This is a genomic window from Butyrivibrio fibrisolvens (genome assembly GCF_037113525.1).
Taxonomy (GTDB): Bacteria; Bacillota; Clostridia; order Lachnospirales; family Lachnospiraceae; genus Butyrivibrio; species Butyrivibrio fibrisolvens.
Window position 1 is genome coordinate 1,218,402 of the sequence record NZ_CP146963.1, and the last position, 17,254, is coordinate 1,235,655.

The 17,254-nt window shown below is 39.3% G+C and carries 11 protein-coding genes and 1 riboswitch; of the genes, 10 read left to right on the forward strand and 1 reads right to left on the reverse strand.

All coding sequences use genetic code 11. The features are described from left to right. Window positions 1-40: 40 nt before the first annotated feature. The 10 genes from WAA20_RS04840 to WAA20_RS04885 all read left to right on the forward strand — a co-directional run bounded on the left by WAA20_RS04840 (window position 41) and on the right by WAA20_RS04885 (window position 16,134). Window positions 41-2,065, forward strand: coding sequence for an HD domain-containing phosphohydrolase (locus tag WAA20_RS04840; protein WP_338802325.1), 2,025 nt, complete (start codon window positions 41-43; stop codon window positions 2,063-2,065). A gap of 88 nt (window positions 2,066-2,153) precedes the next feature. Beyond that, a riboswitch (THF riboswitch) is annotated at window positions 2,154-2,252 on the forward strand. Window positions 2,253-2,328: 76 nt separating this feature from the next. Further along, complete coding sequence (locus WAA20_RS04845) at window positions 2,329-3,747, forward strand: folylpolyglutamate synthase/dihydrofolate synthase family protein (protein WP_073387350.1); 1,419 nt, start codon at window positions 2,329-2,331, stop codon at window positions 3,745-3,747. Between the two features lie 107 nt (window positions 3,748-3,854). Next, window positions 3,855-4,409 carry a GTP cyclohydrolase I FolE gene (gene folE / locus WAA20_RS04850; protein ID WP_073387348.1) on the forward strand — a complete coding sequence of 185 codons (555 nt, stop codon included), beginning with the start codon at window positions 3,855-3,857 and terminating at the stop codon, window positions 4,407-4,409. 112 nt (window positions 4,410-4,521) lie between these two features. After that, window positions 4,522-5,034 carry an HD domain-containing protein gene (locus WAA20_RS04855; RefSeq protein WP_073387347.1) on the forward strand — a complete coding sequence of 171 codons (513 nt, stop codon included), beginning with the start codon at window positions 4,522-4,524 and terminating at the stop codon, window positions 5,032-5,034. A 150-nt stretch (window positions 5,035-5,184) separates the two neighbouring features. Next, a complete protein-coding gene (locus WAA20_RS04860) occupies window positions 5,185-6,120 on the forward strand; it encodes a dihydropteroate synthase family protein (protein ID WP_073387345.1) in 936 nt (311 codons plus the stop codon). Beyond that, a complete protein-coding gene (folK, locus tag WAA20_RS04865) occupies window positions 6,101-6,931 on the forward strand; it encodes a 2-amino-4-hydroxy-6-hydroxymethyldihydropteridine diphosphokinase (RefSeq protein WP_073387344.1) in 831 nt (276 codons plus the stop codon). Before WAA20_RS04860 ends, folK begins: the two co-directional genes overlap by 20 nt. 194 nt (window positions 6,932-7,125) lie before the next feature. Continuing rightward, window positions 7,126-9,156 carry a methyl-accepting chemotaxis protein gene (locus tag WAA20_RS04870; RefSeq protein ID WP_073387342.1) on the forward strand — a complete coding sequence of 677 codons (2,031 nt, stop codon included), beginning with the start codon at window positions 7,126-7,128 and terminating at the stop codon, window positions 9,154-9,156. Between the two features lie 621 nt (window positions 9,157-9,777). Continuing rightward, on the forward strand, window positions 9,778-11,550 hold the full coding sequence (locus WAA20_RS04875) for a HAMP domain-containing sensor histidine kinase (RefSeq protein WP_073387341.1): 1,773 nt from the start codon (window positions 9,778-9,780) through the stop codon (window positions 11,548-11,550). Beyond that, window positions 11,551-13,287, forward strand: a complete 1,737-nt coding sequence (locus WAA20_RS04880) for an HD domain-containing phosphohydrolase (protein ID WP_073387339.1) — start codon at window positions 11,551-11,553, stop codon at window positions 13,285-13,287. 324 nt (window positions 13,288-13,611) lie between these two features. After that, window positions 13,612-16,134 carry a glycoside hydrolase family 3 C-terminal domain-containing protein gene (locus WAA20_RS04885; RefSeq protein WP_073387338.1) on the forward strand — a complete coding sequence of 841 codons (2,523 nt, stop codon included), beginning with the start codon at window positions 13,612-13,614 and terminating at the stop codon, window positions 16,132-16,134. A 134-nt stretch (window positions 16,135-16,268) separates the two neighbouring features. On the opposite strand, the gene WAA20_RS04890 is transcribed toward WAA20_RS04885, so the two are convergent. Next, window positions 16,269-17,036: a putative ABC transporter permease gene (locus WAA20_RS04890; protein WP_073387336.1), complete on the reverse strand. Its 768-nt coding sequence runs from the start codon at window positions 17,034-17,036 to the stop codon at window positions 16,269-16,271. Between the last annotated feature and the right edge of the window lie 218 nt (window positions 17,037-17,254).

Here is a 17,254-nt window from a genome sequence, read left to right on the forward strand (position 1 = left end):
ACCTATTATTTTGCTCAACTTCATAATAAATATTGTTTCTATGAAAATAGGAATGATACCAATCCTGGGTCTTGCCGGGTCTATGGTTATTGCCATTTTATCCGGATATTTTCTGAGCGTATGGGTAGTTATTATTACGCAGCTACTGACATCGATGTTTTATTCGGCTTATATCTACTATAGTATCGTAAATATTCTTTGTGTTATTTTACTTACTCATTATCATAAAAAGGGACTGCTTAATAAAAAGCTTGGCATGGCATCATATCTTGTTTTGAATGCCGTTATCAATTCGCTTGTTACATTTCTGATAGAAAGCGGAGCAGGACATACCGACCCTGATCTTTTTGAGATCAATCCCTTCTATTCATTTATTGGTTCTCTTTCTATAAGCATATTTGCCAAAGCTTTTATTATCGTATTTACGTCATCTATCGTATTTATTTTTATAGATGTTTTGATAGCTCTTGGAATAGTAAGGATCATTCCACAGAACGTCAAAGATTACTTTGAAAAATATGCTTGGCTTCAAAAGCCTGTTAATAGCGATGAACTTGCCAAGATCAATAACAGTGAGACCAGAAAGACCAGGATAAACAATGCTTTTGCGGTGTCGCTTGTAATGACCTGTCTGACAATTCTTGTTGTAGTTGCCTATGAGGCAAGTTCTCTTTTTGTAAGCCAGACCAAGGATGAACACCGCACCCTTGCTGTTGGTATTTCGAAGATGGTTGCAAGCAATATAGATGGAGACTGGGTTGAAGATTATATTAAGAGTGAGGGCAAGAGCAGAGAATATAAAAAAATAGTTGCAAAACTTGAGAAAATCAGAGCGATTTCTGATGATATTGAATACATTTATGTATATAAGATGATGCCGGATGGATGCCACGTTGTATTTGACCTTGATACTGAAGCTATGGCAGCTTCAAAGCCCGGAGATATAATGGAATATAGTGAGGCCTTTGTACCTTATATCACAGATCTTCTTGAGGGAAAAGAAATTGAGCCTGTTGAATCAAATAGCTTTTATGGCTGGCTCCTTTCTGCATATACACCTGTCTATAATTCCAAAGGCGAGACTACGTGCTATGCAGGCGTTGATGTATCCATGAAATATCTTGAAAAATACACCAGAGATTTTATGGTACGTCTTCTTATCATGTGCTCAGGAATAATAATAGTTGTCATAATAACCGGTCTGTGGACAGCAAGATACAGGGTTGTCTACCCGGTTGATTCTATGGTAGCTACAGCAAGGCGCTTTAGATATGATAGCGAAGAAGCAAGAAAAGCTAATGTTGAGCGTATGGCAGAGCTTGATATTCGTACCGGCGATGAGATAGAAAGACTCTATAATTCTTTTATCCAGGTTACTAAAGACAGTGTAAAAAGCTTTGGCAAGATGTGCCAAAAGTCTGAATATATCGAGCAGATGCAGTCTGACCTTATCATAATCCTTGCTGATATGGTTGAAAACAGAGACGAATCAACAGGCGATCATATAAGGAAGACATCAATGTATACTCTCATTGTTATGAATCAGATGAGAAGGATGGGAATTTATTCCGGTATCCTGGATGATGATTACATTGACAATGTTATTAAGTCTGCCCCTCTGCACGATATAGGTAAGATCAAGATTCCTGATGCGATCCTTAATAAGCCGGGCAAACTATCTCCGGAAGAATTTGAAGTGATGAAAAAACACTCTGTCTATGGCAAAGAGATAATAGATGAACTCATAGAATCCTTAACTGAAGCAAGCTATCTTGAAATTGCCGGTGATATAGCTTTATATCATCATGAAAGATGGGATGGAACAGGATATCCTGAAGGGCTTAAAGGTGAAGAAATACCGCTTTCTGCAAGGATCATGGCTATTGCAGATGTATTTGATGCGCTTGTTTCTGAAAGAGTATATAAAAAGGCCTTTTCTTTTGAACAAGCAATGGACATCATTCGTGAAGAATCCGGAACCCATTTTGATCCCCGCATTGTCAGAGCCTTTATGGCGGTAGAAGATGAAGTAAGGGAAACAGCTCAAAAGTTTCATGATCGTTAATTTTTTCTAAAAATATTGAACTTCTGTAAAAAAAATAGTAGTATTAGTGGCGAAGAAGCCAAAGACCATTTGGTCAAATAATAATAAATGCAGAGTAGATTTCAAAGCGTTAAGTGCCAGGTGAACAGGGAGTTGTCACTTGGACGAAAAGACATGTCTTGCGGTTTTGAAGTCGCATCCCGCTGCTACATACCACAGGATTAGCAATATACCTTTTTATGTAGCCAAAGGACGAGCAGCATAAGGAGGTTTTTTTATTGCATATGATGAACTATGATGAAGCTCTAAGTTACATTGAATCAATCGAGAAGTTCGGCATAGACTTAGGCCTTGACAGGATGAAAGAGCTTATGAGGCGCCTTGGTGATCCTCAGGACAAGCTACGGTATGTCCATGTTGCCGGAACTAATGGAAAAGGCTCTACAGTTGCCTTTATATCTAATATCCTGATGGCAGCAGGGTATAAAACCGGTATCTACATTTCCCCATCTCTTGACAGATTTACAAAAAGAATACAGGTTGACGGCAAAGAAATAGACAAGGAAGTTCTGGCGCAGCTTACCCAGAAGGTCAAAGATGCTGCTGACAGCATGGCAGAGGACGGACTGTCTGTTCCTACAGAATTTGAGCAGGTCAATGCCATTGCCTTTTTATACTATGAGCATGAAAAGTGCGACTTTGTAGTACTTGAAGTCGGCCTTGGCGGAAGGATGGACTCAACTAATGTTATAAAGGTGCCGGAAGTAGCAGTCATCGCGTCTATAAGCTTTGATCACATGCAGTACCTTGGCAACACCCTTCCTGAGATAGCAGGAGAGAAAGCCGGGATCATGAAAGAAGGCGGCGACGTTGTTGTATACGACCAGGCGCCGGAAGTTATGGAAGTGTTCAAGAAGGTCGCAGATGAAAGAGGCTGCAGGTTATACGTATCAGGTAAGCCGAAGGATGACAAGGCTGTAAAGTATGACCTTACGGGGCAGGATTTTATATTTGAACTTGATAACAGTAAGGCTTCTGGTAATCGGATTTTATATAACGATAGCCCTTATGTTGGAAATGAGATAGATTCTGATAATAAGTCAGATACCTTTAGTGACACTTTTTCTAATTCCGGTAATAAGGTGAGTGAATCATATCATATTAGATTACTTGGAGAATATCAGATAAAAAATGCTTCACTTGCTATAACTGCTGCACTTATCCTGCAAAGTAAAGGATTTGATCAGATAACAGATAGAGCTATTAAAGAAGGTTTAAGTAATACTTGTTGGGAAGGCAGATTTGAACTTTTACAGGATAACCCAAAGGTTATCGTAGACGGAGCACATAATCCTGACGGAATAAAGGTACTTGTTTCAAGTCTTAAGCGCCTTTTCCCAGATAAGAAGATCGTGTTTATAGCAGGTGTTCTTGCAGATAAAGATTATAAGAGCATGATGGCACAGATAGCTCCTATTGGAAAGATATTCCATACCATCACGCCGCCTAACAGCAGGGCGCTTTCTGCGGGGGACCTTGCAGATACTTTCAAAGAGCTTGGAGCAGATGCAGTTTCTCATGAAAGTGTAGAAGAAGCACTTGATGCGGCGCTTCATAATGCTCTGGAAGACGATGTTATATGTGCTTTTGGATCACTGTATTATATTGGCGAAGTCAGGAAGCTTATCTTGAAAGAGATTTGATACTGATCAGATATGAGAGTTTTGTTGGATGATTACTATATTAATAATAATGGATTTAATTGATATAGATTTGGAAATATAAGAATCTATAGGATTTGGAGGCTGTTTTGGACGATAATAAGATTAAAGAAGGCGTACGACTTATACTCGAGGGTATAGGTGAAGATATAAACAGAGAGGGACTTTTAGAAACTCCCGACAGAATCGCAAGAATGTATCATGAGCTGGCAGCAGGCTATTCAGAAGACCCTGCCGAGCACCTTGCCAAGCGCTTCCATGTGGAGACCTCAGATATGGTAGTAGAGAAGGATATTCCTCTTTACTCATTCTGCGAGCATCACATGCTTCCGTTTTATGGAACAGCGACAGTTGCTTACATTCCTGATGGAGAGGTTGTTGGTCTTAGTAAGATTGCCCGCACAGTAGACTGCTTTGCAAAGCGTTTTCAGGTTCAGGAAAGACTTACCGCCCAGATAGCAGATGCTTTTGTCAAAGAGCTTCATCCAAAGGGAGTCATGGTCCTTGTAGAAGCAGAGCACATGTGCATGACCATGCGTGGAATTCGTAAGCCTGGAACTAAGACAGTCACTGTTGTGACAAGAGGAGATTTTGAAAATAATAAAGATCTCCAGGATACTTTTTATCGCATGATAGGTAGATAAAAGCAGGCGGAAGATATTGATTCAAATTATCTTAAGATAGTGAATCAGATGATTTGAAGATTTAGATCAGAATACATTTCTTAAAGAATCAGATCAGCAAATAGGGATAAATATGATCAGAAAAGCTGAAATAGATACGCTTCCCAGATGCCAGAAGATATTTGAACATCCTCTTTATAAAAAACATTTTGGAAATCTGCAAAAACTAGAAGCAGACAGGATCTTTTGCCGGCATACCTTTGAGCATTTTATGGATGTTGCAAGGATTGCTTATATTATGAATCTGGAGAAGGGGCTTGGGATATCAAGAGAAATCATATATGCTACAGCGCTTCTACATGATATAGGAAGAGATGAGCAATACGAAAATGGAACTCCTCATGATAAGGCAAGTGCAGATATTTCACGTTGTATACTACCTGAATGCGGATTTAATGATGATGAGATTGATCTTATAATTGTGGCTATCATGTCTCATAGAGGGTCAGGTAAACTATCTGATAAAATGACGCTTTCAGAAATAATCTATATAGCAGACAAGGCGTCACGCCAGTGCTTCATGTGTAAAGCTCAAGATGAATGCAACTGGAGTATGGATAAACGTAATCTTGAAATAAATATATAACTGAAATTTTGCATAAATAAAATAAACTAAAACTTTGAATATTCCTGAGGATGGCAGCATATAAATGATTTTCATGACAAGAAAATCATTTATATGCTGCCATCCTCAGGAATACGCGACAACTTAGGCAATTCTAATGGAGGAATCGACATGAAGATCGGTAATAGAGAATTTGATTTAAGAGGCGGCGCTGCCTCAGAATATAAATGCTATATAATGGGTATCCTCAATGTTACACCGGACTCCTTTTTTGACGGAGGTAAGTGGAACAATTTGGATAGCGCAAGAGCACATGTGGCTCAGATGATAGAAGAAGGCGCTGATATCATTGATGTTGGTGGAGAATCTACAAGACCCGGACATGAGCAGATATCAATTAAGGAAGAAATTGACAGAGTTGTACCTTTCATAGAGATGATCAAAAAGGAATTTGATATCCCTGTCTCCATCGACAGTTACAAGGCTGATGTAATAGAAGAGGCTTTGAAAGCCGGAGCAGACCTTGTTAATGACGTATGGGGCTTTAGATATGAGAAGTTCTATGGAGATGGACTTACTAAAGATTCTTTTTCTAAAGATGATCTTAGTAATGAAATAAGTGGCTCAGTCAATGCAGGCGGAAGCAGCATAGTTACAAAAATCGCGCAACTGACTGCAAGTTACGACGTTCCATGCTGCCTAATGCACAACAGACCTGATACAGATTATACTAATTATATAGAAGATGTCATCAAAGATTTACAGGACTCAGTTGATATAGCTTTAAGAGCAGGCGTAAGCAAAGATAAGATCATCCTTGATCCCGGAATTGGATTTGCCAAGAACCTTGAGCAGAACCTAATCCTTACAAACAGACTTGAAGAGCTGATAGGGCTTGGATATCCTGTACTTCTTGCAACATCCAACAAATCCATGATAGGTCTTTCTCTTGACCTTCCTTCAGATCAGAGAGTAGAAGGAACTTTAGTAACAACAGTAATGGGCGTTATGAAGGGCGCATCTATGGTCAGAGTCCATAATATTAAAGAAAATAAACGCGCAATAGAAATGACGAGGGCAATTCTCAATGAGCAAAAGTGTATTTGATAAGATAAGTATAAAGGGACTTGAAGTTTTTGCTAATCACGGAGTATATCCGGAAGAAAATAAGCTTGGACAGAAGTTCGTGGTTAATGCAACGCTTTATGTAGACACAAGGAAAGCCGGGCTTTCTGATGACCTTGACCTGTCGGTAAACTATGGCACAGTATGTCATCAGATCACAGAATTTCTGACAGCTAATACCTATAAGCTTATAGAAAGGGCGGCAGAAGAACTTTCAAGGCACCTCCTCATACAAAATCCCCTTGTTCAGGAGATAGATATAGAAATTGAAAAGCCAGGTGCACCTATTGGCCTTCCACTTGAAACCGTAAGTGTCAAGATTCACAGAGGCTGGCACCAGGTTGCTATAGCGCTTGGAAGTAACATTGGAGATTCCAGGAAATATCTTGATGATGCTGTTCGTAGCATAGGAGAGCTTCCTGACACTGAAGTTCTTAAAGTGGCTTCTTATATAGTAACTAAGCCTTATGGCGGCGTTGAGCAGGATGACTTTCTTAATAGCGCTATGACTATAAGGACTTTATATACTCCGGAAGAGCTTCTTGATAAGCTCCATGAGATTGAAAAAGAAGCAGGCCGCGAGCGCATAATCCACTGGGGCCCAAGAACACTTGATCTTGATATCCTTTTATATGATGATCTTGTACTTGATACTCCGGATCTTACAATCCCGCATATTGAGATGCATTTACGCGATTTTGTACTAAGACCCCTTGCAGAGATCGCACCATGGCTTAGACACCCTGTATATGGCAAGACTGTGGCGCAGATGCTGAGTGAACTTAATAACTAAATAGTAACGATAATAAATGAGTAGCAACTATAAGGATCGCTACTCATTTATAAAATTTTGGCCATATTTACCGAGTTAATAAGAAAGAGCTTATCTTCGAGATATAAAGAAACAAAAGCTCAAATCCGAAATATAAGTGTAAGGCTTATATCGTAATTGGGTTTTTGTTTCTTTTTTTATCAAGGAGGGTGCCCATGGCTAAAAAAACTAGTAGTACATCAAAAAAAGGAAAGCATATCAGCGCGCAGCTTTTGCTGGTCATCGTGCCGATCATGACCTTGGCTATTGCGATAGTAACTACATTTATCGCTATCAGTGCAAAATCTGTCATTCAGGATCTCGCTACGAAAGCTTTGGCGGAGGAAGCAAGGGCTAATGCTGCTGAAACCAGTGGAGAGGTCCAAAAGATCACATCATATTTTGAAGGCCTTGCACAAACTATTGAATCTACAGATTTTAAAAACGATCAGGAAATAGTGGATATCTATGGCTTTAGTATGTCACAGTTTTCTGAGACTGAGCTTGGATTTTATATTGGATTATCCAATAAAGACTATATAGATGCTTCGGGATGGGTGCCTGAAGATGATTACGATCCTACACAAAGACCATGGTATATAGAAGGCCTTAACTACAGCACAATGACTGTTAATGAGCCTTCAATAGATGCTAACAGTAAGGAAATGGTTGCATCTATCTCAAGAAAGATAACACTTAAAGATGGTAGGAGCGGTGTTATTGCAGCAGACATTGTACTCAATAATATTTCTAAGACAACCAGTGCATTTAAACCTCTTGGCACAGGTGCAACAATGATGTTCTCTGGTACTACTATGGTAGCTTCACCGGCGGAGGACCAGATAGGAAAAGATGTTTCAGATTATCCTGATGATGGATTTATCCAGCAGGTGGCAAGCATTACAAGTTCCGGTGGAACGGATGAGATCATAACAATTCATGGAACAGATGGATATGACTACTATGTTGCATTTGACCAGGTAGAAGGAACAAACTGGTACCTTGTTTCTTTTGTAAAAGTATCTGAGGTTCTGGCATCACTTAATAGATTCATCATGATAAGTATTATTATGGCAGCTGTAATGATCCTTATTATGGCTATCATCATGCTCAATATCATCACAAGAATGATCACTAAGCCAGTAAGCTCACTTACTAACAATATTACAAGGATCGCAGATGGAGACTTTACTGTTGATATCCAAAAAGGCGGAGACAATGTTAACGAGATCGGCCTTATGAACAACAACATGTTCGACTATGTTAACCAGATGCGTGATACCCTTGCAGAGCTTAAGGGAGTTACAGGAAAGCTTGCAACAGAGGCCAATAACAGTAAGAATGCATCCAGTGATCTGAATGCCCAGGCTGATGAACAGAACAAGGCAATGCAGCAGATCCAGGAAGCTATGAATGATATGGCCAATGCTGTTACAGAGCTTGCAGAACAGGCTACTACACTGGCACAGGAAGTTAGTAACCTAACTGATAAGAGTAATCAGACCAAAGAGACTATGAGTAGTCTGGTTACCAAGGCTAGAGATGGTCAAAGAGATATGGAAATAGTTCAAAAAGGAATGTCCAATATCTCATCATCAATGGAAGAAATGAACGAAGTAGTAGTTGTGGTAGGAGAATCTGCTAATAAGATCAATTCTATTATTGAGATGATCAATTCTATTGCATCAGAAACTAATCTTCTTTCTCTCAATGCATCAATTGAAGCTGCAAGAGCAGGAGAAGCCGGTAAAGGATTTGCTGTTGTTGCTTCAGAGATTGGACAGCTTGCAAATAACAGTGCAGATTCAACAACTCAGATCGCCGAGATCATTAAGGATATAACAGCACAGATCCATGATCTTTCAGAAAAGTCCCAGGCCAATATGGAAGAGATCAGTGCAAACCTTGAAGCTGTTAATACAGCAGGTGAAACCTTTGAAGAGATATTCAGAAGTCTTGATGAGACCAGTGATATTGTAAGCGAAATGATCGCCAAAGTCGGCAATGTTGATGAGATCGCAACTTCCATGGCAGCTATTTCTGAGGAACAGTCAGCCAGCACGGAGGAAGTAAGTGCTACAGCTACAACACTTGCATCTAGTGCTGAACAGGTTGCAGAAAACTCCAGAGGAGTTGATGGAAGTGCTGTTGCAGTATCCGAGTCTTCTGACAGGATTGAAGGACTTATAAAGCAGTTCAGATTGTAACTTATAGTAAAGATAAAGCAGCTCTGGCCTAAACCCAAAATGGTCAGAGCTGTTTTGTTATTTTTTAAGCATATGCAGGTAAAGTATGCTATATTAATAAAAAGCAAACCATACAATAAGTATATAATTTCAAAACTTTTATCCACCGCATGACGTCTGAATTGTTCCGTTTCTATGAAACGTCCACATTCTTTGTATCATGTTATTAGCAAAAATTCGAAAAGTTTTCCCATTACATACGATTTGATGTGTGAAAAACATCACTTGTTTTTTTGTGCGTAAAATGGCGAAAGATGCGGATTTTGGGAAAAATTTGCGGTGGATACCTTTTGCTCAATAACGAAATAACACGAAATATTGATAACTCCTTGTTTGATAACAAATTATCAATTATTATTATGATGTATTACTATGGTAAGCTCTCCGCAGTGTACGGAGAGCTTGTTGTAGGTATAAGACTTTATGACATAGAGGGGTGCCATGAGTTCCGGATTCAAAAAGAGGATACATACAGCTTTAATAATAATTTTTGCACTATTGGTATTGTGTACTATAGTCCAATACATCAGCATTTCTACTTATAATTCAACCTTGCATACATTCAGCAGCAAGGATTCAAAAATGACCGATGAAATGTCTGACCAGACCTCTATGGACATCCACTTCAGAGGCAATAATACATCAAGCTGGATCAAGAGAGGGATGGATCTATATGGAATCATATCTGATGCCCGCATTTTTAACGGATCTACCAGCGCTATAAGTGACTGGAAGCTTAGGATCAATATCAAAGGGCCATGCTATCTTAACCAGTTCTGGAACGGAGATGTTGAAGTTCATCAGCACGTAGGAACAGATAAAGAGAAAATACAGACTCTTAACCTCGCCAATTATGCTGAAGACGAGATAGAGCTTGAACATTTTTTTGATGAGTCAGATCTGTTGATCCCTCTTGAAGAAGGCGACTACATAATCTATTATCCTGAAGAAAACATGCGTGAAGTCCCTGTTAAACCGGGAGATGAAACCGTAGTTGGCTTTATCTTATATTACGATAAGAGCGTAGATCTTTCTGATTACACTTTCTATTACTATTTCCACAGAAATTATTACGAAGGCCCTGTATTTTTGATAATAGGTCTGCTTCTTGTATGGGGATTTTTTACCCTTGGTATGTACATTACGGCATTATATGTCTACAAAAAGGCTGAGAGAGAACTCGAACTTCGTAAGTCAGGTCTTTCCAGTATGTCAGGCCTGTATACCATTATTTATATAGTAGATCTTTTGGAGGATACTATTATTCCTGTCAGCTATCCGGAAGGTATGGATAAGGACAGACCCAAGAACCTTGGAGCCAATGAACAGTTCAAGAATCTGTATAAGTTTGATGCAGCAGAGTCATATCTTGAACCTTTGCTTGAATTTGGTGATCTTACAACTCTCCCCGAGAGGATGAAAAACAGGAATAGTATATCTATTGAATATATCAGTAAAAATTTTGGCTGGAGCAGGATCAGATTTATCAATATGGATGCTGGTTCCGGAAGACCTGTTGAAAAGGTTCTTTTTACTGCTGAACAGATCAGTGAGGAAAAGAAAGAGATCGATAAGATCTTAAGGAAGGTTGAAAGAGCAGAATCAGAGAGCAGGGTTAAGAGTGCTTTTCTTGCAAACATTTCAAAGGAGATCAAGACTCCTATTACTGTTATGCTCAAATTGACCAATCTGATAGTTGAACGCAGCAATGATGACGATATCACTTCTTTTGCCAAGTCAGTCATCAGTTCCGGCAAAGTACTTATGGCTGAAGTTGACAGCGTGATCGACTATTCCAATCTGGAAGTAGGAAAGCTTGAACTTTCACCAGAGGAATACTCTTTAAGTGCGTTTCTTGATGAAATATATGAACTTATCTGGCCAAGAATGAAATATAAAGGGGTGGAGTACCAGACAGATATCACAGACACGATTCCGGATAAAATGAATGGAGATTCTGTCAGACTTAAGCAGATTCTTATTACACTGATCATGTATCTTATCAGCCGTAATAAGACTGGTGGATTACGCCTTGGTGTTTTTGGTAAGGTTGTTGATAAAGATAAGGTTCACCTTCTCATTTCTGTCAAGGAGATCGAGCCAAAGAACAGACCTGATGAAAGAATCAAGTTTTATCGCAAATATATGGAAGCTGATAATGGTGTTCCTAAGGAAAAAGAAAATGAGATCAGTATAGATCTTGTGGAAGGAATGCTTAAAGCTATGGGTTCAGAGCTGAATATTTCTGATACATACGACAATGGCAATGACTACTATTTTGAAATAGATCAGGAAATAGTTGATCGAAGTCCTATTGGGAAATATAGCGTTAGAGAAAGTGAGATAGACTGGTAAATGATTACGTCCTTTTATGGTATACTTCTTATCATTTCCGCGCTTGTAGTTATTTTTATGGCGCAGAAAAATTATGAGAATATTGATATTTACTATTGGACTCTTGTGATACTGGTTCCTGTCGTAATACTTGGATACTGGCTTAAGACGAGGGTTACAACTGTTGAAGGGGCAAAAATATGCTTCTGCTTTTTGTACCTTGATAGTACAGTTCTTTTGACAGTTGTTATATTCAATATAATGCGATTTGTTGGTCTGACAGTAAAATCATGGATGAAGATACTGGCTTATGGAACGGCTTTTCTTCACTTGTTTGGCATATGGCTTTGCTTAAACAATGATCTGTATTATAAGAACATTACCCTGATCGACACTGGAATGGGTACAGCGACCAAAATGGTCAACGGTCCTTTAAAGATCATTCACTGGATCTATCTTTTGTTCATGCTTGGAATTATGCTGGCGCTCATGATCGTTGCAGTTGTCAAAAAAGGTACATACTCAAGAAGAACCCTTGCACTTTTTTCACTTTTGACGGGACTTGGAATTGCTATTTATATAGTTGAAGCGGTCCTTGATGTTGATTTTTCCAATCTTCCGGCCCTTTATGCAACTGCAGATATTTTGATAGCATTTAATTATGACCATGCGCATACCCATGACATAGCATGTCTTATATCTGAACAGCAGAAGTATCATGGAACCAAGGGTTATGCCGCTTTTGACCTTGATAAAAACTTTCTTAGCTGCAACAACAAGATCTATGATTTTCTTCCAGAACTGAAAAAACAGATAGTTGATGACAAGCTTCCTGAAGAAAGCGAGCTTAGATCGATCTTTTACAGTCTGATAGATGATTACAGAAGAGATATAAGGAATATCAAAAAGTTCAACTGCGGCGGCAAGATCTGCCAGTGTGAGATCTCCGAATTTTCCATAAGAAAAGATGGTAAGATCCAGGGGTATCTTTTTGATATAGGAGACGTTACTGAAGAAGAGAAGGTTCTTCAGGTCATGAAGGACTATAACAATACACTCAATAAGGAAGTTGACCAGAAGACTGAGAATATCAAGAGTATTCAGGAAAAGGTTGTTCTTGGTCTTGCCAACATGGTGGAGAACCGAGACAACAATACAGGTGGTCACGTTAAAAGAACCAGTGACCTTATCAAGATAGTTGTTAATGAAGCCAAGAAACAGGGCACATATCATATTTCAGAGCAATTTGCAGAAGATGTTGTCAGAGCTGCACCTATGCATGACATCGGAAAGATCACTATTGAAAACTCGATTTTATGTAAGCCCGGAGATCTGACAAGAGAAGAGTTCAATATCATGAAGACTCATTCCATCAAGAGTGGCGAGTTCGTTAACCTCATTTTAAAAGGAGTTGAGGAAAAACATTTCGTAGATGTTGCTTACAATGTAGCCAGATATCATCACGAAAGATGGGATGGAAGAGGATATCCTGAGGGACTTGTAGGTGAGATGATCCCACTTGAAGCAAGACTCATGGCTATTGCCGATGTATATGATGCACTTGTCAGCCAGAGGTACTACAAGAAAGCTATCAAATATGAGGAAGCTGCAAGGATCATGATCGAAGGTATGGGAAGTCAGTTTGATCCTAATATGCTGAGTGTATTTGTAGGATGCAGGCGTGAACTTGAAGAGTATTATATGCATTTGCAGAATGATGAGCACAGCGCTCATGATGAAAAGCTCCTGATCAGCTGATTAAAAGTTTTGATACAGATCTTTAAACAAAAAGAATGAAAAGAAATTAAAGCCAAGCGCAACTTATGGATTATTTCAATAGTCCGTGAGATAAGCGCTTGGCTTTTTTATATATTCCATGTGAATTGTAAAATTTGTAAAATTTGTGGGGGATTTTTTAAAAATTCTGGAAATTGAAAATTCTAGGAATTGAAAATTCTAGGAATTTTCAATTCCCCCTTTACAATCTTTCATTTTGTGTGCGATAATCTTTTTATCAAAACGGGACACGTGTTCCGTTATAAAAACAGAGAAATTGTTTGAAACGCAGGAGGTTACTGTAATATGGGGAAATTATACGCGCTTACTTCTGATGAAGTTACAGCTTTAGAGAAGGAGAATCAGGAACTTGTAAGATCACTTGCCGGAGAATGCATGGTCGTTCTTGAAAATGATGGAACACTTCCTCTTAAGAAAGAGGAAAGAACAGTTGCATTATACGGAAGCGGTGCAAGACACACAGTTAAGGGTGGTACAGGATCAGGAGATGTTAACTCAAGAGAAGTTATCAATATCTATGAAGGTCTTAAGGCTGAAGGCTTTGATGTTGTGTCAGAAGACTGGCTTGATGAATATGACAAGATACTTTCAGATGCTGAAAGTAAGTACATGGATGATGTTAACAAAAAGGCGCAGGAGAAGCATGTTCCGCCTATCATGATCATGTTCTCCACACCATTCGTAAGTCCTGATGAGAATCTTATAACAGATGTTAAGGATACAGACGTTGCTATATATGTTATCAGCCGAAATTCAGGTGAAGGTGCTGACAGATTCAATGTTAAAAAGGACTACGAGCTTGATGATGCAGAGATTGCCAATATTAAGTTCCTTGCAGAAAACTATAAAAAGACAATCGTCCTTCTTAATACAGGCGCAGTGATCGATACTAAGCCTCTCAGAAATACAGAGGGAATAAACGCAGTTATGATAGTAGGCCAGATGGGTAACATCGGCGGTAATATCGTTGCTGATGTTCTTACAGGTAAGTCTGTTCCTTCAGGTAAGCTTACTGATACATGGGCTGAAAATTACAGTGATTATCCATCATCAGAAACATTCAGCCACAATAATGGCAATGTTGATGATGAATATTATACAGAAGGTATATATGTAGGTTATAGATATTTTGATACTTTTGGTATAAAGCCTGCATACTCTTTTGGATATGGTAAAGGATACACTGAATTTGCCTACGAAGTTAAAGATGTAACTGCTGATGAGAAGAAGGTAAATGTATCTGTAGAAGTTACAAATACAGGCTCCGAATATGCCGGACGTGAAGTAATCCAGGTATATGTAACAGCTCCGGAAGGTGCTATCGAAAAGCCATTTAAGGAGCTTAGAGGATTTGCTAAGACTTCTCTTCTTGAGCCCGGCCAGAAAGAAACTGTTACAGTTTCATTTGATACAGTAAGCATGGCCTCCTATGACATAACAAGAGCTGCATATGTTCTTGAAAAGGGTGAATATATCGTAAGAGCAGGTAACAGCTCTGACAACGTAACAGCTGCAGCAGTTCTTTCACTTGATAACGATGTGGTAACAGTTCAGTGCAAGAATCTCTTTGGTCTTGATGAAGCCGTTGACGAGATACATGCTCCTAAGAGGGAAAAAGAAGATGCAAGTGGCCTTAAGCATATAGAACTTAGCAGTGCTTTATTCGTAACTGAGAAGATAGAGTATCAGGAGAATAGACCTGTTCTTGAAGATAAGCGTTCTGGTGAGAAGCTTACAATGGACGACGTACACGAAGGTAGAGCTACTCTTGAAGAGCTAGTTGCACAGCTTTCTCTTGAGGAGATGGCACAGCTTTGCGTAGGACTTTATGACAAGAGTGCAAGTAACGTAGTAGGTTCAGCTTCAGGATCAGTTGTTGGTGCAGCAGGAGAAACTGTTGGAATTCCGGATAGAAAGATCATTCCTACTATCAATGCTGATGGCCCTGCAGGACTCAGACTCCAGCCTCACTTTAAAGTGGCTAAAGATGGCAAGATCCTTCCCGGCGGCGAAGTATTCGGTATGTCAGTAAATCCTTTCCCTGAAGATACACCTGAAGATGCTATAGACTATTACCAGTATTGTACAGCTATTCCGATCGCTTCAACTCTTGCTCAGTCATGGGATATGGACCTTATTGAGAAAATGGGTCATCTGGTTGGTAAAGAAATGCAGCAGTTCCACATTCATCTGTGGCTTGCTCCTGGTATGAACATTCACAGAAACCCTCTTTGCGGCCGTAACTTTGAGTATTATTCAGAAGATCCGCTTGTTTCAGGTTCATGCGCAGCAGCAGATACTAAGGGTGTCCAGAGCTTTGAAGGACAAGGAACAACCATCAAGCACTTTGCAGCTAACTCACAGGAAGATAACCGTATGTACAACAATGCTCATGTTTCTGAGCGTACAATGCGTGAGATCTATCTCCGCGGCTTCGAGATTGCAGTTAAGACATCACAGCCTCTTTCTGTTATGACATCTTATAACCTTATAAATGGTATACATTCTGCCAACAACAAAGACCTTCTTCAGGGCGCACTTCGCGATGAATGGGGATTCAAGGGCTTTGTAATGACAGACTGGTTCTCAAGTCAGGACGCTCGTTCTATAGGTCTTGCACCTGAGAATGTTAAATATGACTGCGCATCAAGCCCGGCTTGTATCGAAGCTGGTAACGATGTACAGATGCCTGGATGTAAGCAGAACGTAGATGATATCATAAGCGGTGTTAACGAAGGCAGGATAAGTCTTGGCGATGTTCAGTTCTGTGCTGGAAATATACTTGGCGTAGTAGCTCAGTGCAAATGATCGTAAGATGTAATCTGTATTCATAAATAAAAACTCCGAAGCGTATGTTGACGTTTCGGAGTTTTATCTTTGAATGTGATAAATGATCTTTTAACTACAAGTTTCTAAGTATTGTATCTGTGACAGGTATGTGGTTAATTATCACTCTTTTCAGTAGTATTAGAGCTTATCGGTTCAAGAGGGTATCCTACTGAGATTTTAAGAAGTCTGATTATCTTTTCCTTGTTCTCAGATGTGAAGCTGTAAATATTCTTGATAAGATAAGTCTGTTTACGTGAAAGCTTGGGTACTCTTTTCATAACGGCATCTTTTATTGCATTGCCGCCGTGCTCTTCAATGAACTTGCCTGCAGCATTTTTTCTTTCAACTGCTTCATGCTCTATATCTTCCATAAGTTTATTAAGGTCGATTATGTTGTTGATCGAAAGGAATGTATCTCCACCAAGGAAACCTGCAAGGATTATAGCTATGACAGAAGCTGTTTCAGTAGGAATAGCATCAACATGTTCAATGATTGGAATAATGGCTCCCGGAAGGAGGATCACACCTGCAAGTCCGAATGCGATCGAGCAGGACAGACAGATTCTTCCGTGTATGTTGAGCGGTATAGTTGAATAATCCCACCATCTTGCACCGAAGAACTTCTCTAAAACAAATGAAGTGATGTATTCAAGTGCTGCTGAACTTATCATACATACGAAGAACAGCTTAAAAGGATTACCAACCAGTGATCCGAATAAAGCGGCTGCTATATTGGCTCCAAATCCGTAAATAGGGCAGATGGGACCGTAGAGGAAACCTCTGTTATCGGGCTTACCTGATAAAATGGTATATAAGACAGATTCCCAGAGCCATCCGCAAAATCCAAATATGATAAACTTAATTACAAATGCTGCAAACATAATAATACTCCCTCATACAAACTCATACGCTGTATATTATACATGATTAGCGATCGAAAAGAATAGCTTTTCATTCTTTTCTTAATTTGTACTATAATATATATCGGAAAAGCTTGATAAAATACTGATGAACAGGCAAAAATGTATGACGAAATGCCTGCTTCATGCCCTACTGCTGCGCGTAGAAGCGTTAACGTGATAATACGAAAAAGCATTTA